This is a genomic window from Streptomyces sp. ISL-87, from assembly GCF_018614095.1.
In the GTDB taxonomy this organism is placed as follows: domain Bacteria; phylum Actinomycetota; class Actinomycetes; order Streptomycetales; family Streptomycetaceae; genus Streptomyces.
On the sequence record NZ_JAGGOY010000069.1, the window covers coordinates 15,528 to 38,492 of the forward strand.

At 73.9% G+C, this 22,965-nt stretch carries 19 protein-coding genes and 1 pseudogene; 5 read left to right on the forward strand and 15 right to left on the reverse strand.

The window, feature by feature from the left end; all coding sequences use genetic code 11:
- Positions 1-48: 48 nt before the first annotated feature.
- The 5 genes and pseudogenes from J7I97_RS25240 to J7I97_RS25255 all read right to left on the reverse strand — a co-directional run bounded on the left by J7I97_RS25240 (position 49) and on the right by J7I97_RS25255 (position 4,918).
- Positions 49-498, reverse strand: coding sequence for an SRPBCC family protein (locus J7I97_RS25240; protein WP_214938736.1), 450 nt, complete (start codon positions 496-498; stop codon positions 49-51).
- A gap of 51 nt (positions 499-549) precedes the next feature.
- A complete protein-coding gene (locus J7I97_RS25245; protein ID WP_214938738.1) occupies positions 550-1,947 on the reverse strand; it encodes an amino acid permease in 1,398 nt (465 codons plus the stop codon).
- Positions 1,948-2,050: 103 nt separating this feature from the next.
- Positions 2,051-2,311 (reverse strand): pentapeptide repeat-containing protein, encoded by a 261-nt coding sequence (locus J7I97_RS40415; protein WP_374195513.1) that lies wholly within the window; start codon positions 2,309-2,311, stop codon positions 2,051-2,053.
- Positions 2,312-2,954: 643 nt separating this feature from the next.
- A pseudogene (locus J7I97_RS40420) lies at positions 2,955-4,226 on the reverse strand (alkaline phosphatase family protein); the annotation flags it as partial.
- Positions 4,227-4,513: 287 nt separating this feature from the next.
- Positions 4,514-4,918 (reverse strand): hypothetical protein, encoded by a 405-nt coding sequence (locus J7I97_RS25255; RefSeq protein ID WP_214938742.1) that lies wholly within the window; start codon positions 4,916-4,918, stop codon positions 4,514-4,516.
- Between the two features lie 126 nt (positions 4,919-5,044).
- Between J7I97_RS25255 and J7I97_RS25260 the strand changes: the two genes are divergently transcribed.
- Together J7I97_RS25260 and J7I97_RS25265 are read left to right on the forward strand one after the other, a co-directional pair.
- Positions 5,045-5,821 (forward strand): MBL fold metallo-hydrolase, encoded by a 777-nt coding sequence (locus tag J7I97_RS25260; RefSeq protein WP_214938744.1) that lies wholly within the window; start codon positions 5,045-5,047, stop codon positions 5,819-5,821.
- Between the two features lie 5 nt (positions 5,822-5,826).
- The gene (locus J7I97_RS25265; protein WP_214938746.1) at positions 5,827-6,486 is read left to right on the forward strand and encodes a DedA family protein; all 660 of its coding nucleotides are present in this window, start codon (positions 5,827-5,829) and stop codon (positions 6,484-6,486) included.
- A gap of 576 nt (positions 6,487-7,062) precedes the next feature.
- Here J7I97_RS25265 and J7I97_RS25270 read toward each other — a convergent pair.
- From J7I97_RS25270 to J7I97_RS25280, 3 genes are all read right to left on the reverse strand, one after another.
- Positions 7,063-8,172, reverse strand: a complete 1,110-nt coding sequence (locus J7I97_RS25270) for an MBL fold metallo-hydrolase (protein ID WP_214938748.1) — start codon at positions 8,170-8,172, stop codon at positions 7,063-7,065.
- 353 nt (positions 8,173-8,525) lie between these two features.
- Positions 8,526-9,746, reverse strand: a complete 1,221-nt coding sequence (locus J7I97_RS25275; RefSeq protein WP_214938750.1) for an aminotransferase class I/II-fold pyridoxal phosphate-dependent enzyme — start codon at positions 9,744-9,746, stop codon at positions 8,526-8,528.
- Between the two features lie 150 nt (positions 9,747-9,896).
- Positions 9,897-10,469 (reverse strand): TIGR03086 family metal-binding protein, encoded by a 573-nt coding sequence (locus tag J7I97_RS25280; protein WP_214938752.1) that lies wholly within the window; start codon positions 10,467-10,469, stop codon positions 9,897-9,899.
- Positions 10,470-10,726: 257 nt separating this feature from the next.
- Between J7I97_RS25280 and J7I97_RS25285 the strand changes: the two genes are divergently transcribed.
- Positions 10,727-11,545, forward strand: coding sequence for a methyltransferase domain-containing protein (locus tag J7I97_RS25285; RefSeq protein WP_214938779.1), 819 nt, complete (start codon positions 10,727-10,729; stop codon positions 11,543-11,545).
- A gap of 140 nt (positions 11,546-11,685) precedes the next feature.
- On the opposite strand, the gene J7I97_RS25290 is transcribed toward J7I97_RS25285, so the two are convergent.
- Together J7I97_RS25290 and J7I97_RS25295 are read right to left on the reverse strand one after the other, a co-directional pair.
- On the reverse strand, positions 11,686-13,653 hold the full coding sequence (locus J7I97_RS25290) for a DUF5107 domain-containing protein (RefSeq protein ID WP_214938754.1): 1,968 nt from the start codon (positions 13,651-13,653) through the stop codon (positions 11,686-11,688).
- Between the two features lie 100 nt (positions 13,654-13,753).
- Positions 13,754-14,278, reverse strand: coding sequence for a GNAT family N-acetyltransferase (locus J7I97_RS25295; RefSeq protein WP_214938756.1), 525 nt, complete (start codon positions 14,276-14,278; stop codon positions 13,754-13,756).
- Positions 14,279-14,318: 40 nt separating this feature from the next.
- On the opposite strand from J7I97_RS25295, the gene J7I97_RS25300 reads away from it, so the two are divergent.
- Positions 14,319-15,035 (forward strand): hypothetical protein, encoded by a 717-nt coding sequence (locus tag J7I97_RS25300; RefSeq protein WP_374103556.1) that lies wholly within the window; start codon positions 14,319-14,321, stop codon positions 15,033-15,035.
- 55 nt (positions 15,036-15,090) lie between these two features.
- On the opposite strand, the gene J7I97_RS38875 is transcribed toward J7I97_RS25300, so the two are convergent.
- The 4 genes from J7I97_RS38875 to J7I97_RS25325 all read right to left on the reverse strand — a co-directional run bounded on the left by J7I97_RS38875 (position 15,091) and on the right by J7I97_RS25325 (position 20,048).
- Positions 15,091-17,196: a prolyl oligopeptidase family serine peptidase gene (locus J7I97_RS38875; protein WP_251059150.1), complete on the reverse strand. Its 2,106-nt coding sequence runs from the start codon at positions 17,194-17,196 to the stop codon at positions 15,091-15,093.
- Positions 17,196-18,575 carry a M20/M25/M40 family metallo-hydrolase gene (locus J7I97_RS25315; protein WP_251059151.1) on the reverse strand — a complete coding sequence of 460 codons (1,380 nt, stop codon included), beginning with the start codon at positions 18,573-18,575 and terminating at the stop codon, positions 17,196-17,198. Before J7I97_RS25315 ends, J7I97_RS38875 begins: the two co-directional genes overlap by 1 nt.
- A 1-nt stretch (position 18,576) precedes the next feature.
- Complete coding sequence (locus J7I97_RS25320) at positions 18,577-19,410, reverse strand: M55 family metallopeptidase (RefSeq protein ID WP_214938762.1); 834 nt, start codon at positions 19,408-19,410, stop codon at positions 18,577-18,579.
- A gap of 194 nt (positions 19,411-19,604) precedes the next feature.
- Positions 19,605-20,048 (reverse strand): SRPBCC family protein, encoded by a 444-nt coding sequence (locus J7I97_RS25325; protein WP_214938763.1) that lies wholly within the window; start codon positions 20,046-20,048, stop codon positions 19,605-19,607.
- A gap of 308 nt (positions 20,049-20,356) precedes the next feature.
- Here J7I97_RS25325 and J7I97_RS25330 point away from each other — a divergent pair, with 308 nt between their 5' ends.
- The gene (locus tag J7I97_RS25330; protein WP_214938764.1) at positions 20,357-21,940 is read left to right on the forward strand and encodes an alpha/beta hydrolase; all 1,584 of its coding nucleotides are present in this window, start codon (positions 20,357-20,359) and stop codon (positions 21,938-21,940) included.
- A 103-nt stretch (positions 21,941-22,043) separates the two neighbouring features.
- On the opposite strand, the gene J7I97_RS25335 is transcribed toward J7I97_RS25330, so the two are convergent.
- On the reverse strand, positions 22,044-22,598 hold the full coding sequence (locus J7I97_RS25335) for an adenylosuccinate lyase (protein WP_214938765.1): 555 nt from the start codon (positions 22,596-22,598) through the stop codon (positions 22,044-22,046).
- Positions 22,599-22,965: the final 367 nt, after the last annotated feature.

The following is a 22,965-nucleotide window of genomic DNA, read 5'->3' on the forward strand; positions in this document are numbered from 1 at the left end:
CTCCCGGGGTGCACGGGCTTCGCCCGGCACCCTGGAGGTCTGCTGTCGTCAGGCCGCGGAGTGCTCCAGCAGGTGCTTCAGCTTCTCCTCGCTCTTGGGCATCTCCTTGCGGACGTACGGCTTGACCATGAGCGGGACGAGGGCCCTGCCGATGCCGTGGCCCTCGAAGTCGAGCGCCAGCGTCACGCGCGACCGCGTGCCGTCGTCGAGCGGCTCAATGGTGCCCCGCACATCGCCCCGTACCGGTCCGTCGACGCCGTGGATGTGCCAACTCCGCGGCGGGTCAAGCTCCATGACCTCCATCGTCATGGGGAACTCCCGCTTGCCCATCCGCCGGGTGACGGAGACCCTCGACCCGACGTGGAGGGGTGCGTCATCCAGCGGGCGGGCCGATACGGCGCTGTCCTGCCACTCCGGCAGGTGCGTCGGGTCCGTCACGTAGGAGTAGACCTCTGCGGGACTGCGGGAAATCTCGATGCTCTCTCTGATCGCGGACATGGCGACCCCTTACTGCCCCCTGGGTGTCTCTCTTCCACGCTACCCCGCAGGTCAGGCAGCCGCGCGGCGCTTGCGTGCGGACATCCGTGCGGACATCACGGCATAGACCGGCACGCCCGCGAAGAGGAACAGAACGCCCTGGTAGACGGCGGCGTAGCCGCAGCCCGCCACCAGCCACATCGAGAAGGCGAAGGCCAGGCAGGCGAGGGTGGCGTCGCGGACCAGCCGGCCCCGGTGGACGCGCTCGGCCTGGCCCGAGAGCAGGAAGTAGAGCTGTGCGGCGGCGGAGAGCAGGTACGGAACGGTCGCTGTGAAGGTGGTGACCAGGACGAGGACCTCGAAGACGCCCTCCGAGCCGGCGGTGTAGTTGTACAGGGTGAGGGCGGAGGCCAGGATGACCGTGACCACGACGCCGACGACCGGGACACCGCGTTTCTTGATCTCGAAGGCCTTCGGGAAGAGCCCGTCCTTGGCCGCGGCGTACGGGGTCTGCGCGCTGAGCAGGGTCCATCCGTTGAGTGCGCCGACCATCGAGATCAGCGCCGCGCAGGCGACGACGGTGCCGCCCCAGGTGCCGCCGAACATGGCGTTGACGGCGTCGGTGAAGGGCGCCGAGGAGGAGACCAGCTTGTCGTGGGCGACCAGGCCGAAGACGGCGAGGGTGCCCAGCAGGTAGACGGTGGCCGCGCCGACCGTGCCCAGGATCGTCGCCCGGCCGACATTGCGCTCCGGGTCGCGGACCTCGCCCGCGCTGACGGCGGCGGACTCGACGCCGAGGTAGCTGAAGAGCAGGATCGCCGCCGACGCGGAGACCGCGCCGACCGCGGACTGGCCGGTGGCCTGGAAGGGGCCGAGGTTCGCCGGGTCGAAGAAGAACAGCCCGCCCACCGCCACCAGGAGCAGCGGGGCGAACTTCAGCACGGTGGCGACCAGTTGCACGGCGCCCACGTACCGGGTGCCCGCCAGGTTGGCGAGGGCCGGGAGCCACTGCACGGCGAGCGCGCCCAGGCACATCGACCACTTGTGCTCCCCGACCGGCGGGAAGAGCACCGAGAGGTAGCCGACCGCCGCCACCGCGAGGGCCGCGTTCGACACCCAGGTGGTGATCCAGTAGCTCCAGGCCGCGAGGAAGCCCGCGAAGTCCCCGAAGGCGGCGCGGGCGTAGACGTACGGGCCGCCGGTCTGCGGGTTGCGCTCGGCGAGCCGGCCGAAGACCAGGGCGAGGGCGATCGCGCCGACGGTGAGCACCCCGAAGGCGACCAGGCTGATCGTGCCGAAGGGCGCGACCGAGGCGGGAAGCAGGAAGATCCCACCGCCGATGATGTTGCCCATGACCAGGCAGGTCGCGATCGGGAGGCCGAAGCGGCGGGCGTGCGGGTTCGCCTCGCGGTCGGCTTCGGCCGGGGCGGGCGGGGCGGTGGTGACAGGGGCTTGCTGGGTGGTGCTCACGCGGGTTACGCCTCGGGTGTTTCACATGCTGGACAGGTCGACACATGGTCGGGTACGGCCCAGGCCGCACCAAATCAACGGCTTTCGTCCTGCACGGGCACCCCTACGGAAGGAAGGATTCCGATGGCGGCGCCCTCCGGCCGGTGATCCTCCAGCGGCACCTGCGGGCCGTCGGCCTCCCGCAGCCAGCGCCGCAGTACGGCGTGCACCGCTTCCGCACCCACCAGCTCCGGGGCCTCCGCGGCCGGGCTCTGCGCAGCCGGCGTTTGCGCAGCCGGGCTTTGCGCAGCCGGGCTTTGCGCAGCCGGGCTTTGCGCAGCCGGGCTTTGCGCAGCCGGGCTTTGCGCAGCCGGGCTTTGCGCAGCCGGGGCGGCTCCTGGCGGCAGGGCGGGCTCCGGGACGCGTTCCGGAACCCGTGCCCGGACCGGTTCCGACAGCACCGTCGGCCACATCAGGAAGGGGCGCCCCTGCTCCCCGCCCAGGCCGCCGTGCGAGCCGATCTGCTCCTCGAAGGCGTGCACGGCGCCCGTCTCCGGGTCGTACGCCGAGTTCACCATGATGTCGGCCACATGCGGGAAGGTGTCCGCCCGGCGCACCACGTCCGCCGCGCCCGGCCCGAAGCGGGCCAGCAGTTCCTCCGCCTCCCCCGGCACCACCAGCCGCGCGGCGGCCCTGTCCGGGCCCAGCACCATCCCGTCCACCAGCAGGAACCCGACCCCGGGGTGGTTGGCCAGGGTCGCCAGCAGGGCCGGGTGCGCGCGCTCGATCCGCTCCCGGGTGGCCCGGCCCGGCACGTCGGGGAAGGAGATCAGCCCGAGGTTCCCGGACACCAGCACCACCGGGTCCGTCCCCGGTCCGGGGCGGGCCTCCTCGCCCTCCTCCACCGGCCGGTGCAGGGCGGCCAGGACGGCCGCGCGGGCCTCGGCCCCGCTATGCGTACGCCCGGCGCGCCGGGACACCGGCAGCCCGCAGCCCGCCCTGACCAGGTCCTTCAGGGTCAGCCCGTACTTCGCGAGGAAGGTTTCGCCCGGGGTCTGGCCGTGGTCCGAGAGCAGCACGATCCGGTACTCCCGCGGCGCGTGCTCGGCGACCCGGGCGATCAGCGCGAGGCTGCGGTCCAGGCGGGCCAGCACCTGGTCGGTGTCCCGGCCGTGCGGCCCCGAGTGGTGGGCGACCTCGTCGTAGGCGACCAGGTCGGCGTAGACCGCGGCGCGTCCCGCGAGCATGTCTCCGATCACCGCCGCCACGACGACATCGCGCTCCACGACGGTCGCGAAGGCTCTGATCAGCGGGTACAGGCCGCCGCGCGCCACCCGCGGCTCGTCCCCGCGCAGCCGGGCCCGTACCGACTGGCCGATCTCCCGGCCCGCGTCGGCGACGAAGGACAGGGCGGTGCGGACGGCGTTGGCCGGGTCGGAGAAGTACGCGAAGTAGCCCGCGCGGGAGCGGTTCCCCCGGCCCCGCCGGGCCGACACCGAAAGCACCAGCGCCAGCTGGTCGGCGCCGCCGCTGAAGAGGTTGCCGCGGCTGGCACCGTCGAGGGCGAGCAGCCCGGCGTTCCGGGTGCGCGCGACGGCCCGCCGCTGGAGTTCGGCGGCGCTGGTGGGCCGGTTGCAGACCATCACCTCGCCGGTGTCCTTCTCGTACCAGCGGAACGCGGGGACGTCGAAGTTGGAGCCGTGCAGGATGCCGAGCTGGCTGGCGCCGGTCTGGCTGGACCAGTCGGTGCGCCAGGAAATCACCCGGTGGCTGCGGTCCAGCCAGTCGGCGACGGTCGGCATCACTCCCCTGCCCGCGGCGCTCCGCAGCACCTCGTACCCGACCCCGTCGAGCTGGAGGAAGACCAGCCCGGGCGCGCCCTCGCCCGCGCCGGGTGCGCCCGCCCGGCGCTGGCGGCGCCGCCTGCGGTCGGCGAGCCGGTACAGCCTGCGGCGGTAGGCCTCGTCGTCCCGTACGGCGAGCGCGGTCGAAGTCGCCGATGCCACCGCCGACATCACCGCGGCGACGACCACCGCGGTCTCGGGCGCCACCTCGCCGCGCCCGGCCGGGATCAGGCTGAGCGCGATCAGCAGCAGCGAGCCGTTGAGGAAGAAGACGAGCAGCCCGAGCACCAGGGCGGGCACCAGCAGCAGGGCCCGTACCAGCACGGGCCACACCAGGGCGCTGAGCAGACCGAAGGCCCCGGCTCCCCAGGCCGCGGTCAGCCCGATCCGGGTGATGCTGTCGCCGTCGTCGGACTGGAGCCGGAAGTCCGGCAGGATCCCGGCCAGGGCGAGCATGGTGAGGGTGGACACCGCCCATACGAGGATCACCCGCACCAGGGCGCTGCCCGTGGTCCGCCACCGTCCGCGCAACACGCCGCACCCGCCTCACGTCCCGGGCCGCTCCCCGCTCGCGGTCCCCTTGCCAGCGTCGCACAGGGCGCCGGGCCCGGCCGGGTGTCATGGGAGGCGCACGGACGTACGGAACGTGCCGGTCAGTGGCTGCTGGGGTTACGCGCCGTCACGGCCCAGGACCTCTCCGGCCTTACGTGACTACGCGCCTACGTGCCTACGTGCCTACGCACCTACGTGCCGTCGTAGCCCGCGGTCGGCATGGACAGTCGGCGGTGCACCTCGGCCTTCATCGCGGAGGTGTACCGCGGCTCGTCGAGCCCGGCCGTCTCCAGCCGTACGCCGCGCCGCTCGCACTCGGCGGTGAACGCCTCGACCGAGCGCAGGGCGCGGGCCAGCACGCGCTGGTTGGCAGCGACGAACAGGTCGACCCGGCCGGCGTCGACGTCGGACCAGAGCCCGCAGTGGTCGGCGCGCAGTCCGTAGAAGACCAGCTCCCTGGCCACTACGTAACCCCGGTCGGCTGCCCAACGGGCGCACATGGCGTGCTGGCTCCGGCTGTCGACGGCGAAGGGGTCCTCGTCCAGGTCCTCAAGCGGGGTCAGGCTGGCGATCGCGGCCACCCGCAGCTCATCCATGCCGCCCGACCCTACTCCGATCCGCGGCCGGGGAGGAGAGGGCCGCCGGCTTCCGATTCCGGGCGCATGCACCGGGCAGCCTTTACCCTCGGGGAGTCCGGGGACGTGCGAGGGCGGGAGAGCCGCGTGGCGGTGGAGATCACCTGGTGGGGGCATGCCACGTGCACGGTGGAGGACTCCGGGGTGCGGCTGCTGACGGACCCGCTGTTCGCCGGGCGGTTCGCGCATCTGCGGCGGCGGCGCGGTGCGGTGCCCCCGCCCGAGGCGGCCGAGGCGGATGTGGTGCTGGTGTCGCATCTGCACGCCGACCATCTGCATCTGCCGTCGCTGGCCCGGCTGACGCCGGGTACCCGGCTGCTGGTGCCGCGCGGGGCGCGCCGGGCCATGCCGGGGCTGGCCCGGCTCGCGGGGGTGGGCGGGCTGACGGTCACGGAGGTGGCCCCGGGCGAGGAGGTGACGCTCTCGGAGGGTGTGCGGGTACGGGCGGTCAGCGCGCGGCACGACGGGCGGCGGCTGCCGTTCGGGCCGCATCTGGCGCCGGCACTCGGGTACGTGGTCCAGGGCTCGGCGCGTACGTACTTCGCCGGTGACACAGGGCTGTTCGACACGATGGCCGAGGAGGTCGGCCCGGTGGATGTGGCGCTGCTGCCGGTGGGCGGCTGGGGCCCCTTTCTGGGGCCCGGGCACCTGGACGCGGGCCGCGCGGCGCAGGCGCTGGCCGCGCTGGCGCCGGCGGCGGCCGTGCCGGTGCACTACGGGACGTACTGGCCGGTCGGGCTGGACGCGGTGCGGCCGCACGAATTCCACGCACCGGGCGAGGAGTTCGCCCGGTTCGCGCGGCAGCTCGCGCCGAAGGTGGCGGTACGGGTCCCGGATCACGGCGAACGCGTGCGGCTGCCGTGACGGCCATGACTGCCGTGACTGCCGTGACTGCCGTGACGCTGTGGAACGCCGCGGGAGAGGCCGCCGGCCGGGTCCCGCCGGAGACGACCCAGCAGGCGGTCGGGTACCCGGCATTGTTCGTGCTGGTGGCGCTGGGCGCGCTGGTGCCGGTGATTCCGACGGGCGCGCTGGTCAGCTCGGCTGCGGTGGTGGCCTTCCATCACCACTCCCCCACCCTGGGACTGTTGCTGGTGTTCGCCGTCTCGGCGCTGGCGGCGTTCACCGGGGACATCGCCCTGTACTGGCTCGGGCAGCGCGGCGTGCGGTCGCGGGGCGGCTCGCGCCGGCTGGAGTCGCTGCGGGGGCGGGTCACGCCGGAGCGGCTGGAGCGGGCGCAGGTGAGGCTGGACGAACACGGAGTGCTGGTCCTCGTGCTGTCCCGGCTGCTCCCGGCGGGCCGGATCCCGGTGATGCTGGCCTGCCTCCTGGCCCAGCTCCCGCTCCGCCGCTTCGCGCGGGGCGACGGCCCGGCGTGCCTGGCCTGGGCGGCGACGTACGGCCTGATCGGGATCCTGGGCGGCTCCCTCTTCTCGGAGCCGTGGAAGGGCGTGGCCCTGGCGGTAGCCCTCACCCTCCTGATCAGCACGGCCCCTTGGACATGGCGCCACCTCCGCCCCCGGGGGTGACCGGGTCGGGGGCAGCCCCGCCCCCGGGGGGTGACCGGGTCGGGGGCAGCCCCGCCCCCGGGGGGTGACCGAGTCGGGGGCAGCCCCGCCCCCGGGGGGTGACCGAGTCGGGGGCAGCCCCGCCCCCGGGGGGTGACCGAGTCGGGGGCAGCCCCGCCCCCGGGGGGTGACCGAGTCGGGGGCAGCCCCGCCCCCGGGGGGTGACCGAGTCGGGGGCAGCCCCGCCCCCGGGGGCTCCGCCCCCGAACCCCCGCGCCTCAAACGCCGGCGGGGCTGAGTTTTGCCGGCGGTGCCGGGTTCACCTGCCGGTGGATGGCGCGGAGCGCACCCAGCCTCGCCGGCCATCCCAGCCCTGGCCAACCCAGCCCCGCCGGCCATCCCAGCCCGTCTGGTCAACCCAACGTCGCCGGAGTCCCATCCAGCCTCGCCGGCGTTTGAGGCGCGGGGTCTGGGGCGGAGCCCCAGGTCTTTTCAGCCCCGCCGGCGTTTGAGGCGGGCGGGGGGCCGGGGCGGAGTCCCGGGAGACGGAGAAAGGGCGGGGCGGGGAGAGAGGCCCCGCGCAGCGGCCCGACGGAGTCAGAACGCCCGGGACGCGCCAATCGGCAGGTCCCACAGATGCTCACGCCCCAGCCCAGCCCGCGCCCACGCAGCCCGCACCCGATGCAAAGGCTCCATCACCGGCTCGGCCGACAACACGAAGGTGCCCCAGTGCATAGGCGCCATCCGCCGCGCCCCAAGGTCGAGACAGGCCTGGACCGCCTCCTCCGGATCGGCGTGCACATCGCTGAGCCACCACCGCGGAGCGTAGGCCCCGATCGGGAGCAGAGCGAGCTCGATGCCGCGATGGCGAGCGCCGATCTCGCCGAACCAGCGCCCGTAACCGGTGTCGCCCGCGAAGTAGACCCGCTTCCCCGCCCGGGTATCGGTGAGGATCCATCCACCCCACAGGGTCCGGCACGTATCGATCAGGGACCGCTTCGACCAGTGGTGCGCCGGCACGAAGTCGAACCGCACGCCATCCAGTTCGACGGCTTCCCACCAGTCGAGCTCGGTCACCCGGGTGAAGCCACGCCTGCGGCACCAGCGGCCGAGCCCGGCGGGGACCAAGAGCGCGGTGTGCCGGGGCAGCCGCTTGAGGGTGGGGGCGTCGAGGTGGTCGTAGTGGTTGTGGCTGATCACCACGGCGTCCACTGGCGGCAGATCCTCCCAACGCACCCCGACGGGAGTCATCCGCGCCGGGGTCCCGAGGATCCGCCGGGACCAGACGGGGTCGGTCAGTACGGTCAGCCCGCCGACACGGAGCACCCAGCTGGCGTGCCCTGCCCAGGTGGCGCACACCGTGCCGGGTGCCGCGGCGGGCAGCGCGGCCGGTGCGTAGGGCAGGTCGGGGATCCCGCGCAGCCCCTCGGGGCCAGGCCGAAAGGCACCCTCCCGGGCTAGCCGTGCGAAGGCCCGGACGCCGGGCAGCGGCGTGGTGAGCCGGTCCACGAAAGAACGCGGCCACACCCGATGCTCCCCAAGCGGCCGCAGAGCCACCCCCCGCGCGGTACCCAGCTCCCCGGCCAACCCTGCGGCTGCCCGCACACCACCCCGTGCCTCCTGCCCCGCCTCCGGCCGGTCGAGCCCCGGTTCAGACGGAGCCCCGGGCCCTGGCTCCGGCCGCACGTCAAGCCGCCCGTCAGGCATCGCCTCGGACCGCGTCTCAGGCCAAGCCCCAGGCCGCCCTTCATGCCCCGCCTCAGAAGGGCCGTCGGGCTGCTCCTCAAGCCCCACCGCGAGCCGAACCTCGGACCCCGGGCTCGCGTCAGGTCGGGACTCCGACCGCACTTCAGACCGGCCCTCAGGCCGACCCTCAGGCTGCGCCACGGACCGCGCCCCGGACCCCGCCCCGGAACGACCCGCGCCGGCAGGCCGGGCCGGCGGGGGCGGGCCGGTGCCGGGCGCGGGGTCGGAGGCCGGGGGGTCTGGCTGGTCCCTCATCAACGAACTCTCCGTTCACCGCACGCACATCGTGCAACGTCACGCCCCTTGGCGAAGGTTCAGCCGGCCAGCCCCGCCAGGACCGATCCGAGGAGTTCCAGCGAGCGCCGTACGTGCGGCAGCCCCAGCGGGTCGCGCGCGGTGAGTGCGGCCAGCCGTTCCTCCGGGGTGGCGCCGAGCATCGGGCCGGTCGACAAGCGGACGCGCAGCGCGCCCAGTTCGTCCGCGAAGCGCTGGCCGCCGGGGGTGGGCGCGCCCAGCCGCCGGCCGAGCCAGTCCTCCAGCTCCATCGCGTCGCCCACCCCCTGCCGGGCCAGCCCTTCACGCAGCGGGGTCAGGTCGGCGTAGACGTGGCGGCCTGCCTGCGGGGGACGGGCGAGCGCGCCGACAGCCAGCAGTTCCCGGTGGGCGGCGGCGGCCACCACGCCGTGCAGGGTCGCGGCCGCGCGGACGCGCCCCGCCACCGCGTCGGGCTCGTCGAGGGCGTGCGCGGCGGCTCCGGCGACGGGGCCGGCCACCAGCGCGCCGGTGGCGGTGAGGACGTCGAGGGTGCGCGCCCGCAGCCACGTGCCGTGCGGGGTGCCGGGGAAGCGGACCACGGCCGCGGGCCAGCCGGCGGGCAGCAGCGCGCCGGACAGGTCGACGAGTACGGCCGTCTGGTCGGGGAGCATTTCGGCGGGGCTCAGAACGAGGGTGTCGTGCGGACGGTGCACGGTGTCGCGCCAGCTCTCGTCGCTGACCACGAACAGCCCGGCGGTCGCCGCCGCTTCGCAGGCCTCCAGCAGCAGCTCGGGCGGCGGCACCGTCGCGGTGGGGTCGTCCGCGACCGACAGCAGCAGCACGCGCGGGTCGCCGCCCTCCGCGCGCACCCGGCGTACGGTCTCCAGCAAGGCGTACGGATCCGGTACGCCGCCGCACTCGGCGGGCGTCGGCACGTGGTAGGCCCGGCGTCCCAGCAGTCGGACTTGCGGTGTCCACCAGGCGGGACACGGCCGGGGCAGCATCACATCGCCGCCGTAAGCGCCGAGCAGGGCGAGCAGGAGGGCGGGCGCCCCGGGGCCGGCGGCCACGTTCTCCGCTTCGGTGAGGAGCCCGCGCCGCGCCCAGTGCCGGCACGCGGCCTCCCGTACGGGTTCCCCGCCGCCCGGGGGCTCGGGGGCGGACCGGCTCGCGGCCGCGCCGAGGACGGCGGTGAGTTCGGGCAGCACGGGCAGGCCGGGCTCGGGGGCGGGCGGGCCGAAGCGGACCGGCCCGCGCCCCTCCGTCACCGTGCGCTGCATCCCCTCCACCGTTCTCCTGCCCTTCCGCATTCCGCACGCGTCACGTGTCACGCGTCACGCGTCTAGTCACTCGTAACGCGTCACGCGGCGCTCCGACAATCCTGCCGCCCTTTATACGATTTTTTGCGGCTGAATGCCCGTTATCAGGCCTCAGCCCTTCCTGCCCAGCAGCCCCAGCAGCCGTGTCTGGGCGTTCGCACCCGCCGGCACTTCCACCGGCGCGGCGTACATCCCGCCGGCCGCGAGCCCGTCCGCGTACGGCATGACCTCCTTGATGGAGAACTCCACCAGCCCGTCGGGCAGCCGGTCGTCGGCGTCGATGGCCCGCGACAGGTCCCAGCTGTGGACGACGCAGTCGGCGGTCAGCTCCGAGCAGTACGCCGATCCGAGCGCGGGCCCGTACGAGAGCCGGACGGTCCGTTCCAGCGCCCCGGGCGCGGCGAACGCGGCGTGCGCGGCGTTCGCGGCCCGGTCCCAGGCGGCGACCGGATCCGTGCCGAGCACGTCGCCGGAGAACGCGTCGCCGATCTCCTCGACGGTGCGGCCCTCGGACACCAGCGGTGGGATCCAGAGCTGCTCGGAGGTGACGTGGTTGACCAGATCCCGCACGTTCCAATCCGTGCACGGGGTCGGCGCATCCCACTGCGTGTCCCCGATGACGCGCACGCGTTCGCCGAAGAGCCGCAGCGCCGCGGCGTGCTGTTCGAGCAGCGTGTCCGGCATGGGTCTCACCGTCCTCTGCCAGGGGGTTGGTGCGGGTGGTCGTGCGGGGGTCATGGAGGGGGCATGGGCGTGGTTTCCCCTGGGGCCCACTGTCCTCGCAGTTGCTTTGGCCTGCCACCGGCCCGGGCAATTCCCTTGCACCACAAGGCTTGTGTCCACATTTCAAAACGCATATCTCAGATCGCGGGCTGATCCACTACCGTGATCAACATGCTTCGGCACCGCTTTCGACGAGAAGGAGTCACGCCGTGAACGCCATGGACCCCAGTCACGAGACGGCCGTCTACACCCACGGCCACCACGAGTCGGTACTGCGCTCGCACCGCTGGCGTACCGCCGAGAACTCGGCCGCGTACCTGATCGGCGAACTGCGCCCGGGCATGTCGGTGCTGGACGTGGGCTGCGGCCCGGGCACGATCACGGCGGACCTGGCGAAGCTGGTGGCTCCGGGTGGCCGGGTCACCGCGGTCGACGCGTCGCGGGATGTTGTCGAACAGGCCCGCGCCCACGCGGCGGAGCGCGGCCTGACCGAGGTGGAGTTCGCCACGGCGGACGTCCACGCTCTGGACTTCCCGGACGACTCCTTCGACGTGGTCCACGCCCACCAGGTGCTCCAGCACGTCGGTGACCCGGTGCAGGCGCTGCGCGAGATGCGGCGGGTGTGCAGGCCCGGCGGGATCGTGGCCGCGCGCGACGCGGACTACGCGGCGATGACCTGGTTCCCGGCGGCGCCGGGGCTGGACGAGTGGCTGGACCTGTACCGGCGGGTGGCGCGGGCCAACGGGGGTGAGCCGGATGCGGGGCGCCGCCTGCGGTCCTGGGCGCAGGCGGCGGGCTACACGGAAATCCGGTGCTCGGCGACGGCCTGGTGTTACGCCACCCCGGAGGAGATCGCGTGGTGGTCCGCGCTGTGGGCGGACCGGACGACGGCCTCCGGGTACGCCGCGATCGCCGTCGAGGGCGGTCACACCACTGCGTCGGAGCTGGAGGGCATCGCCGAGTCCTGGCGCGGCTGGGGTACCCGGCGCGACGCCTGGTTCTCGGTCCTGAACGGCGAAATCCTGTGCCGGGTGTGAGCGCCGCCGGGCGCCGTCTGCCCGGGGCGCAATCCAGCCCCGCCGGCGTATGAGGCGCGGAGGTCCGGGGTTCCGGGGGCCCGGGGGCCCGGGCCCCCGGCAACGGTGCCGCGCCGGGCCGGAGCGGGTCGCAGCGGTGGCTAGCCGGGCGGCCGCATGCGGAAGTTGTACGTCGCCGGGAGCGGCCGGTCGGTGAGCTGTGACCAGACCTCGGACAGGATCTCCTCGCCCTCCCGGAGGTCGGGGAGGTCGAGGCCCTCCTCGAACACCCGCCGGGCCGCGCCCACATGCCCCTCCGCCGCCAGCAGCCGCGCGGCGAGCAGGCGGAACCGGCCCTGCTCCCGCAGGGCGGGCCGGAGCCGCTCCCACACCGCCCGGGCTTCCGCCGGCCGGCCGGCCTCCAGCAGGGCCGACATCGCCTCGCGGCCGAGCGCGGACTCGGCAGCCGTCCAGGTGTCGCCCCCACGGCTCTCCTCGGCCAGGTCCGCGAAGGCCCCCGCATACCCGTCGGCCGCCCGCGCCGGGTCCCCCGCCAGCGCGTCCGCCATCGCCAGGCACCGCAGCAGCGGCCACCGCGAGGGCGCCAGGGGCAGCCCGCGCTCCCAGCTGCGTACCGCCTGGGCGACATCCCCGGCATGCCACTGGGCCACGCCCAGGTGGTACTCCGTCAGCGGATCCGCCGGGGCCGTCTCCAGCATGTCCCGCCAGTGCGCGGCGACCAGGCTCGGGCCCGGCGGGACCACCCGCCTCGGTGCGGGGAAGACGCCCGTGCGCCACAGCTCCAGCCACGGGGCCTGCTCCTCGCCCAGCCGTTCCTCCTCGAACGGTGTGCCGGGCAGCTTGTACCGCCCGCACAGCACCTCCAGCGCACCCCACCCCGAGCCGGCCGCCAGCCGCTCCCCCGGCTCGGTGTCGGCGCAGCCGCGCCACGCCTTGTACGCGGCCTCCACCCGCTCCGGGGGAAGGGCCGCCGACAGGGCCTGCTCGGCGCAGGCGCGGGCGGCCGCCCAGTCGCTCCCGTGCACCTGCGGGGGATCCGCCGACAGCGGCCCGTACGCCTCCAGCCAGCTGAACTCCGCCCCGCCCTCCAGCCGTACGTGCTCCAGCTGGGTACGGGCCAGCCCGGCCTGGATCTCCGCGTAGCCGCCCCTCCCCGGCTCGGTCAGCCACTCCTGCCAGCGCCGGCCGCCCTCACCCGAGCCCCACACGAAGAGCTTGCGACCGCGCAGCCGGGCCGTCGAGGTCTGCACCAGTCCCCGGCCCTCCGCGTCCAGCGAGGCGATCCAGGGCCGGGCCCCGTCCCGGAGCTCGTAGAAGAAGTCGGCCGGGTACTCGTTGCGCAGCGGGTACGTGCGGTCCGCGCCGTCCCACTCCGGTACGGGGATGCGCCGCAGGGAGCGCTCGTAGCCGAAGTGCCAGGCCTCGTCCGCCGGGGCGAGCACCCGGGTGCCCGCCTCCTCCGGGACGGCGATGTTGGACCACCAGTACACGGGCGCGGGCCGCTCGTGCGGGTTGCGCACGCGGACGCCGACGTAGAGGAACTCCGAGTCCTCCGGCAGCCACAGGTCGACCTGGAACGGCAGGTCGCGCAGCCGCTCCCATTCCCAGAGCCGCACCATCACGCCCCCGTCGGGCGCCGGGACGAGCGCGGCGTGCAGCGGGGCGCAGGACAGAGTGGTGTGCCCGGTGGCACCGATGTTCCATTCGATGCCGCCGGAGAACCAGGCCCCGTGGAGGGCGAAGTTGGCGGGCTGGAACACCGGGTTGCGGTACAGCAGTTCGCGCCCGGTCGGGATGTGCACGAGCGAGTGGACACGTCCGCCCAGCCCGGGCAGCACGGTGACCCGCAGGTGTGCGTTCTCGATGACGATCGACTCGAAGTCCCGCTCATCCCGCTGCCGTTGGTAGCCGTCCTGGACGCGGACGGGCAGCAGTGAGCGCAGCGGCTCGTACCCGATCTGCCGCGCCATGTCGCGCGGCAGCCCTTCGCGCGCGCGCTCGTCCAAAGCGTGCACCCCGTCGGGCGCGCGCAGGGCGGGCAGCGGGTTCTCGGGGCCCAACGGGGCTGCGGGAAGGGTCAGTACGGCGCGGCGGACGGTGGTGGCCATAAAGGAATGGAACACGCCACACCGGCCGGTGCACAGGGGTTCCGCGGATCACCACCGGTCAGGATTACGCAAAGCCCTCGGTCATCTCGGCGGTGACGGCTCAGCGCTCGTGGTCCCGCCAGGCCCCGTCGACGTAGAGGAAGTCCGGGGAGAGCCCCTCCAGCCGGAAGCCCCGGCCGCGGACGAGCGCGATCGAGGCCTTGTTGCCGGGCTGGATGTTGGCCTCCAGCCGGTGCAGCCCGAGGCCCCGCCCCGACGGTGCGAAGGCGTACGCGACCACCAGGCCGAGCGCCTCGCGGAACAGTCCGCGCCCCGCCGCGTGCGCGAAGGCCCCGTACCCGAGGGCGCCGCACTGGAAGGCCCCGTGCACGATGTTGTTGACGTTGACGAAGCCGGCGATGGCCCCGGTGGCGAGCTCGCAGACGAGGAAACCGGCCTGGCCGTCGCCATCGATCAGCCGGGTCGCGTACGGCTCGTACTCCTCGACGGTGGCGGGCGGGAACAGCCACGGCCGGTGCAGGTCACGGCTCTCGCGCACGCGGGCGGCGAACTCGGGGCCGTCGGCGAGCCGGAAGGAGCGGATCCCCACCCGTTCGCCCTCCATGAGGTACGTGAAATATGACATCGGCCCAGGCTATGGCGTATGGCAGGATCCCGTTGTGATCATCACCCCGAACACCGAAGAACTCCTGCTCTCGGCGGCACACAACAACGCCGAGTGGTGCGCCGCGGTCTCCCGGGGCGGCGAATTCGCCGTGAGCGCGTGGACCAGCGCGCGGCGCACCCCGCCGTACTACCCGGATGCCGTGACCCTGACCAGGGACACCCCGGAGCTGGTCCTGCTCGCCAGGATCGACACGGACACCCCCGGCTGCTCGGTCAAGGACAGCTTCGCCGCGCTGGACCTGGCCCCCGCGGGCTTCAAGGTCCTGTTCGAGGCCCAGTGGATCCACCGCCCGGCCGGCGCCCCCGCGGCCGGGTCCGCGCTCGGCTGGGCCCGCGTCGGCACCCCCGAGGAGCTGGACGCCTGGGAGGCCGCCTGGGACGGCGAGGAGAGCACCGGCCTGTTCCACCCGGCCCTGCTGACGGAGCACGCCGAGAACACGGCCTTCCTGGCCGGGCGGTCCGCCGACGGGCGGATCGTCGCCGGGGCCGTGGCGAACGTCAGCGAGGGCCCGCGTCGCGTCGTGGGCCTGTCCAACGTGTTCACCGCGGACGGCACCCCGCAGGACGAGGCCTGGAGCGGCGCCCTCACCGCGGTCGCGGACCTCTGGCCCGGCCTGCCCGTCGTCGGCTACGAGTCCGGCGACGACCTCGACACCGCCGTCCGCCACGGCTTCGCCCCGCTCGGCCCGCTGCGGGTCTGGCTGCACACCGCCTGATCCTGTCCGGGTCCGGTACTCCACCCTGGCGCGCACCCGCTGAGCGGGACGCCCGTCAGGGCTCCAGCGGCAGCCGGGGGACGTCCGGCCGCTCGAACCCGAACACCTGGGCGTACAGCGACAGTTCCGCCTCCAGCGCCCGGATCATGGTGTCCGCGCGGCGGAAGCCGTGGCCCTCGCCTTCGAAGGTGAGGTACGCGTGCGGCACCCGGCGGCCCCGCATGGCGGCCAGGAATCGCTCGGCCTGGGCCGGCGGGCAGACCTGGTCGTCGAGGCCCTGGAGCAGTACGAAGGGTGCGGTGATCCGGTCCGCGCGGGCCACCGGCGAGCGCTCGCGGCACCGGACGGCCAGGGTCTGCGGCGGCCCGGCCAGGCCGTCGACGTAGCGGGACTCCAGGTCGTGGGTCTCCTCGGCGAAGCCCAGCAGGTCCAGTACCGGGTAGCTGATCGCCGCGCAGGCGTACAGGTCGGTGGCGGCCAGCGAGGCCGCCGCCGTCCAGCCGCCCGCGCTGCCGCCCCGGATGGCGAGGCGCTCCGGGTCGGCGGTGCCCTCGGCGGCCAGCGCCCGGGCCACCGCCGCACAGTCCTCCACGTCCACGACGCCCCACTGCTCGCGCAGCCGCTCCCGGTAGGCGCGCCCGTAGCCGGTGGAGCCGCCGTAGTTCACCTCGACCACGCCGATGCCCCGCGAGGTGAAGTACGCGATGTGCAGGTCCAGTACGGGCGGCACGTGGTCGGTGGGGCCGCCGTGCGCCCACACCACGTACGGGGGCAGCTCGTCGGCCGGGGCCCGGCGGGCGGGGTGGTGCGGCGGGTAGACGTGGGCGTGGATCTCCCGGCCGGCCTGGTCGAGGAAGGTCCGGGTCTGAGGCTCCGGGTAGTAAGAAGGCACCGCGTAAGAAGGCACCGGGTAGGACGGAACCGGGTAGGACGGCACCGCGTAGGACGGCCTGGCGGACGACGGAAGTGCGGACGACGGGTCCGCGTACGCCGGGTCCGCGTACGCCGGGCCCATCCGGTCCGCGCTCTTGGCCCCCACCACGCGGGCGTGCCCGGTCGCGGTGTCGAGTTCCACCACCTCGTACGCGCTGCGCGGGCTCGCCGCGACGCCGTACACCCGGGTTCCGCTAACGGCCACCGTCGGCTGCCAGGCGGTCCACGGCCCGGCCCCGTCCACGAGGTCGCCGCTCTCGGGGTCGAGTACGCCGAGCACCGACGAGCCCTGGCCGTGCAGGACCGCGATGAGCCCTTCCGCAAGCGCGGCGATCCAGCGCAGCCCCGGCTTCCACAGTGGGCCGCCGAACTCCTCCTCGCGGGGGCACAGGTTGACGGCCTTGCCGCTCGCCGGGTCCACCCGGTACGGGTTCCACCAGCCGCCCCGGTCGCTCACCGCCAGGAGGGTTCCGTCGGCCGCCCACTCCACCTGGGCCACGGCCTCGTCCGGTCCGCCGAGTACGGTACGGGCCGCGCCGAGCGTCCCGTCCGGGGTGATCTCCGCCAGCTTCAGCTCCGTGCCGTCCCAGGGCATCCGGGGGTGGTCCCACACCAGCCAGGCCGCGCGCCGCCCGTCCGGGGACAGCCGGGGGCCGGTGGCGAACCGGTGCCGGTCGTCCGTCAACTCCCTTACGCTGGAGCGCGCTTCGGCGGCGGACCCGTCCAGCGGCACGGCGGCCGGCACCCTGCGTACGTCGGTGGGCGTCGGCCCGGTGAACTCCTCCAGCACGCACCAGACTTCACCGCCGCGCAGCACCGGGTCGACCCAGCGCAGCCCGCCGCCGACGGCGGAGACCGGGGTGAGCGGCCTCGGCGCGGGGCTGCCGGGCGCGTCGGGCTCGTAGGCGTAGAGGCGCTGGTCGGCGAAGTGTACGAAGACCACCAGCGGGCCCCCTTCGGCCCGTTCGGTGCCGGCCCAGGGCATGCCCCCGTACTCGGTGAACCGGCTGCGCACATCCCACGGCGCGGGCAGCACCGAGCCCTGCGGGCCGCCGTCGGCGGGCCGGCGAACCAGGGTGCGGCGGCCGCCCTCCGCCGGGCGGGGCTCGGTCCACCACACCTCGGGGCCGACGGTGCCCACGTACTCGGGGCGCCCGTCGAGCGAGGCGGCGAGAGCGGCGTCGATGGGCGAGGGCCAGCTGCCGTAGGGCCCAGCCGGCACGGCCATCACAGGGTCCGCAGCGCGTGGTCGAGGACGCGGACGCCGAAGTGCAGGGCGTCGACCGGGACCCGCTCGTCCACTCCGTGGAAGAGGGACCAGTAGTCGAAGCCGGGCGGCAGCTTGAGCGGGGAGAAGCCGTAGCCGGTGATGCCGAGCCGGGAGAACTGTTTGGCATCGGTGCCGCCCGCCATGCAGAACGGCACTACGTGTGCGGTGGGGTCGAACCGTTCGACCGACTCGCGCAGGATTGCGTACGTCCGCCCGTCCACCGGGGCTTCGAGGGCCACCTCCCGGTGGTGGAACTCCCACCGCACGTCGGGGCCGGTGAGTTCGTCCAGGGTGGCGATGAACTCGGCCTCGCCGCCGGGCAGCATCCGGCCGTCGATGTAGGCGGTGGCGTGCCCGGGGATCACGTTGAGCTTGTAACCGGCGTTGAGCATCGTCGGGTTGGCGCTGTTGCGTACGGTCGCCTCGACCAGGGCGGCGGCCGGGCCGAGCTTGGCGAGGAGCTCGTCGAGGTCGAAGCCGCGGCCGTGCGGGTTCACCGACAGGCCTTGCAGGGCGGCAAGTTCGGTGATGCAGGCGGTGACGGTGCCGGTGAGCCGGACCGGCCACTCGTACTCGCCGATCCGGGCCACGGCGGCGGCGAGCCGGCTCACCGCGTTGGCCCCGTTGGGCTTGGAGCCGTGGCCGGCGGCGCCGTGCGCAGTCAACTTCAGCCAGGCGGTGCCGCGTTCACCGGCCGCGATCGGGTAGAGGGCCCGGCCGGGACCGGTGTGCAGGGTGAAGGCACCAGATTCGCTGAGGCCTTCCGTACAGCCCTCGAAGAGGTGCGGGTGATCGTCGGCGAGGAACCCCGACCCGTCGACGGCGCGGTCCTCCTCGTCGGCGGTGTAGGCGATCACGATGTCCCGGCGCGGCCAGCAGTCCTGTCCCCGTTCGGCTGCCCGCGCCCAGGCCCGTACGACGGCCAGCACCATCGCGTCCATGTTCTTCATGTCGACGGCCCCGCGGCCCCAGACCACCCCGTCCCGGACCTCGCCCGAGAAGGGGTCCACGCTCCAGTCGGCGGCCTCGGCGGGCACCACGTCCAGGTGGCCGTGGACGAGGAGGGCATCGGCGGAGGGGTCGGTGCCCTCGATCCGGGCCACCACATTGGTGCGGCCCGGGGTGCGCTCCAGCAGCACCGGCTCCAGCCCCGCGGCGGCGAGGCGCTCGGCGACGTACTCGGCGGCGGGGCGCTCCCGGCAGTCGCCGCCGCCCCGGTTGGTGGTGTCGATGCGGATCAGCCCGGAGGTGAACTCGACCACCTCGTCGAAGGCCGCCGCGTCCAGTGCGGCGGAGTCGTCGGCGGTGCCGTCAGCGGAGCCATCCGTTGCGTGCATGTCAGCCATATTGCTCCTCCACGGCCGCCGAGACGACCGTCGTGACCGCCTTGAAGGTCCGGATCCCCTCGTACATCGTCTCGCTGGTGTACGCGACTCTGCGTTCTCCGGAGCGTTCGGCGCCCGGGACCACGGTGGCGGCCAGCGCCAGGTGCTCGGCGTCGAATTCCAGCTCCACCGTGAAGGGGCCGCCACGCACGGGTTCGTGGCGGACCGCGAGCGCGGTGGCCTGCTTGGCTGCGGCCCGGATGTCGGCGGCGGTGCGGGCCGGCGTGCGGCACACCGCGGCGTAGCGCGAGACGTGGTCCTTGACCGCGACCGTCACCGCGCCGGGGGCGTAGCCGGCGGCATCGACGCAGGTCAGGTCGTCGCCGGTGACCAGGATGACCGGGACACCGCACTCGGCGACGACGTGGGCGTTGAGCAGGCCCTCGCTCGCCCGGGTTCCGTTGAGCCAGACGCCGGTGATGGAGTTCGCGAGGTAGGTGTGGGCGAGGACGCCTTCTGAGCCGGCGCCGGTGTGGTAGCCGACGAAGGCGATGCCGTCGATGTCGCCGTGCTGGACGCCCTCGACCATGGAGAGGGACTTGTGGCGTCCTGTGAGCATCTCGACCCGGGCGTCGAGGCCCTCCAGGAGCAGGTTCCGCATGGTCCAATGGGCCTCGTTGACGAGGACCTCATCGGCGCCGCCGTCGAAGAAGCCGAGTACGGCGGCGTTCACGTCGGAGGTGAACATCGCGCGGCAGCGCTCCCACTGCGGCGTCCCGGGCAGCACGTCCGCGGGCCAGGTGACGCCGGTGGCGCCTTCCATGTCGGCGGAGATGAGGATCTTCATCGGGCCCCCAGGCGGTCGGCTGCGCGCGGCGCGGGCGACCCGGACGGGTGCCGCCCACGCTGGGCCCCACCCTAGCCGCCGGCCCCCGTTCCGCCGCGGGACCACGCCCGGCGGCGGCGACGGCCGGCCGCCGGGTCGGGCAGTTCACTCGTTCCGGTGAGGCCGCATGGGGGCCTCACCGGCAACGGCGGTGCTCAGCCCTCGACTTCGGCGGCCAGGTTCTCCAGCACGGTGTCGTAGATCCGGCCGAGGCCCTTGGGCGCGAAGGTGCGCTCGAAGAAGCCGCCGATCCCGCCCGCGCCGGCCCACACCGTGGTGACCACGGCCTTGGACTTGCCCTCGCCGGCCGGGGTGACGACCCAGGTGGTGACCATGGAGGAGTTACGGTCCTTCTCCACCAGCTGGCCGTCGGTGGGCTCGCTGACCTCCAGCAGGCAGTCACGGACGCGCTTGCTGGTGGCCTGGAGCTTCCAGTGGACGAGGGTGCCCTCGCCGTCGCCGCCCTCGCGCACCTCGTACTCGCTGAAGTGCTCGGGCAGCAGCTTGCCCCGGGTACCGGTGTAGTCCGCCAGCGCGTCGAACACGGTCTCCGCGTCGGCCGCGATGATCCGCTCCGTGGTGGCCTCGACCTGCGCCATAGCTGTTCCTCCAGCAGTTGTGTCCGCTCGTTGCCGCAAGCCAACCACCTCCGGCTCGGCCGCCCAAATCGGCCCCGGGTATCTCCCGCCCGGGCACAGCCGGGTGCGCCTCGTGTGGTTGGGGCAAAACCGGCCCGGGGGTCCGCGGTGGGTGAACCTGACCAGCCCCCGGTGCGCCCGGCTGACCCTCCGCTGACCTCGTACGGCCGCTGAAAGGTCATCACATCGGGCCAATAGGCACCGCAATCCCGCCTTCCAGCCGTCGGTTCCGGGACGATTCCGCCCAGAACCCTCGGCTGGGAGGCCCCATGATCCGCCCCTCGATCCGCCCCTTCAAGAAGCGCGCCGCCGTCCTGCTCTCGCTGTCCATCGCCACCGTCGCCGCGACCCTGGCGAGCCCGGTCACGGCCGCGCCCGCCGCCCCGGCCGCACCGAAGGCCGCCGCGCTCACCTGGACCGGCTGCGCGACCACCCGCTACCCGACCCTCCAGTGCGCCTCCCTCAAGGTCCCGCTCGACCACGACCGGCCCACCGGGCGGCAGATCACCCTCGCCCTGACCCGGGTCCCGCACACCGCCGCGAAATCCCAGGGCCCGCTGTTGGTCAACCCCGGCGGCCCGGGCGGAAGCGGACGCGGGCTGGCCGGGTACATCGCCTCCGCGCTGCCGAAGGACGTGGCCGCCCAGTACGACGTGATCGGGTTCGACCCCCGCGGTGTGGGCAAGAGCGAGCCGGCCCTGGACTGCGGCGCCGGTCACTTCACGCCCGTCCGGCCGGACTCCGTCCCGCGCGACGAGAACACCGAGCAGGCCAACCTGGAGCGGGTCCGGTCCTTCGCCGAGTCCTGCCAGACCAAGCACGCGGACGTGCTCCCGTACATCGGCACGGTCTCGGCCGCCCGCGACATCGAGGTGCTGCGCACCGCCCTGGGCGCGGAGAAGGTCAGCTACTTCGGCTACTCGTACGGGACCTACCTGGGCGCGGTGTACGCCAAGCTCCACCCGGCCCGGGTGCACCGCCTGGTCCTGGACTCCGTGGTGGACCCGAGCGGGGTCTGGTACGAGGACAACCTCGCCCAGGACCAGGCCTTCGACGCCCGCCACAAGGCCTTCCTGGCCTGGGTGGCCCAGTACGACGCCACGTACCGGCTCGGCACCGACCCGGCGGAGGTGGAGGAGCGCTGGTACGCGATGCGCGACGCCGTGCGCGAGACCCCCGCCGGCGGCAAGGTGGGCCCGGCCGAGCTGGAGGACACCTTCCTGCCGGGCGGCTACTACAACGGCTACTGGCCGAACCTCGCGGAGGCCTTCTCGGCGTACGCCGTGACCGAGGACCCGAAGCCGCTGGTGGCGGCGTACGAGCGGTTCGGCGCGGTGGAGCCCTCGGCGGGCAACAGCTACAGCGTGTACTCGGCGGTGCAGTGCCGGGACTCGGCCTGGCCGAAGGACTGGAACCAGTGGCGCGCCGACATGTGGCGTACGCATGCCAAGGCGCCCTTCATGACTTGGAACAACGCCTGGTACAACGCCCCGTGCGCGTTCTGGCGGACGGAGCCGCTCCAGGCGCCGGACGTCACCAACACCGGCCTGCCGCAGGCGCTCCTGCTCCAGGCGACGGAGGACGCGGCGACGCCGTTCGAGGGCGCGCTGAGCATGCGGGAGAAGCTGGCGGGCTCGGCCCTGGTGGTCGAGGAGGGCGGCGGCAACCACGGGATCTCGCTGAGCGGCAACAAGTGCCTGGACGAGAAGGTGTCGGCGTACCTGAAGACGGGCCGGGCCACGGACGCCACCTGCCCCGCCCAGCCCGCCCCGAAGCCGGCCCCGCTGACCCGCGCGGTCCCGCCCTCGGCGGGCGGCGCGGCCCTGCACGGCCTGCTGGGCTTCCGCGGCTGACCGCTGCCGACTGCCCGGCTGATCGCCTGCCGGGCTTCCGCGGCTGATCTCCACCGGACAGGATCATGTCCATGACCTGCCGGCTGAGATCCCCGGGGCGGTCTCAGCCGAGAGCGAGACCGCGCAGGGCCCCGGTCGCCGCCACCGCCAGCCGGGGGTGCGACTGGGCCCGGGTCAGGACCTCGCGGGCGCCCGGATCGCCCAGCGTGCCCAGGCCTTCGACGCACGCGAGGGCGACCCTCCAGTACGGGTCGTTCGGCGCGAGCAGCCGGGACAGCGTGCGGATCAGCGTCGGGGCCGACTCCGGGGCCCGCAGCGACGTGAGCAGCCGGACCGGGTACAGGGCGTAGGCCGTGCGGAGTTCGTTGGTCGCGAGGGCCGCCGCCGCGCGGGCGGTGCGCGGGTCGGCCAGGACGGCCAGCGCCTCGGCGGCGGCCGCGCAGCGCGGCGGGTCCCGGTGGTTCAGCAGCAGTACGAGCGGCTCGAAGGCGCGGCGGTCGCCCGCCAGCCCCAGCCGGTACGCGGCCAGCTCGCGGGCCCATAGCGGCAGCCCGGCCGAGGTCAGGGAGGCGGCCAGGGCCTCCGGTTCCGCCGCGAGCAGCACCTCGTACGCGGGTGACTGCTCCGCCTCCGCCCGCAGGCGCTCCAGCACATTCACCCGTCCACCTTAGGGGCGCGCACGCGGCGGGGCGGCGTACATCACATGACCCGGCATCTCCCGTGCTCTGGCCAAGCAGTTACCGACGGGTTAATCTCGCTTCAACACGTACGGGGCAGCCTGGTGACGCAGCCGCCCCGTGTAGTCGGTTCGCGTGTTTCCAGTACGGCTGTCGCATGTACCGCATGCTTCGCCATGTACAGCCGGTGTGGCCCCGGGACAGGGTCCGCCGCTTTCCGCCCTTCGGGCATCTCGTTTTCGCCCTGCGGGCATCTCGTTTCCGCCCCACGGGCATCCCGTACGGCACCAGCGCGCCCCTCAAGGCCCCTCGTTTCGTCGTCTCTTCGTTTCGTCGTTTCTTCGACGA

Coding starts and splice junctions, on each gene's coding strand:
- J7I97_RS25240 (WP_214938736.1), bottom strand. CDS start 498: ATGTCCGCGATCAGAGAGAGCATCGAGATTTCCCGCAGTCCCGCAGAG.
- J7I97_RS25255 (WP_214938742.1), bottom strand. CDS start 4,918: ATGGATGAGCTGCGGGTGGCCGCGATCGCCAGCCTGACCCCGCTTGAG.
- J7I97_RS25265 (WP_214938746.1), top strand. CDS start 5,827: ATGACTGCCGTGACTGCCGTGACTGCCGTGACGCTGTGGAACGCCGCG.
- J7I97_RS25270 (WP_214938748.1), bottom strand. CDS start 8,172: ATGCCTGACGGGCGGCTTGACGTGCGGCCGGAGCCAGGGCCCGGGGCT.
- J7I97_RS25275 (WP_214938750.1), bottom strand. CDS start 9,746: ATGCAGCGCACGGTGACGGAGGGGCGCGGGCCGGTCCGCTTCGGCCCG.
- J7I97_RS25280 (WP_214938752.1), bottom strand. CDS start 10,469: ATGCCGGACACGCTGCTCGAACAGCACGCCGCGGCGCTGCGGCTCTTC.
- J7I97_RS25285 (WP_214938779.1), top strand. CDS start 10,727: ATGGACCCCAGTCACGAGACGGCCGTCTACACCCACGGCCACCACGAG.
- J7I97_RS25290 (WP_214938754.1), bottom strand. CDS start 13,653: ATGGCCACCACCGTCCGCCGCGCCGTACTGACCCTTCCCGCAGCCCCG.
- J7I97_RS25295 (WP_214938756.1), bottom strand. CDS start 14,278: ATGTCATATTTCACGTACCTCATGGAGGGCGAACGGGTGGGGATCCGC.
- J7I97_RS38875 (WP_251059150.1), bottom strand. CDS start 17,196: ATGGCCGTGCCGGCTGGGCCCTACGGCAGCTGGCCCTCGCCCATCGAC.
- J7I97_RS25315 (WP_251059151.1), bottom strand. CDS start 18,575: ATGCACGCAACGGATGGCTCCGCTGACGGCACCGCCGACGACTCCGCC.
- J7I97_RS25320 (WP_214938762.1), bottom strand. CDS start 19,410: ATGAAGATCCTCATCTCCGCCGACATGGAAGGCGCCACCGGCGTCACC.
- J7I97_RS25325 (WP_214938763.1), bottom strand. CDS start 20,048: ATGGCGCAGGTCGAGGCCACCACGGAGCGGATCATCGCGGCCGACGCG.
- J7I97_RS25330 (WP_214938764.1), top strand. CDS start 20,357: ATGATCCGCCCCTCGATCCGCCCCTTCAAGAAGCGCGCCGCCGTCCTG.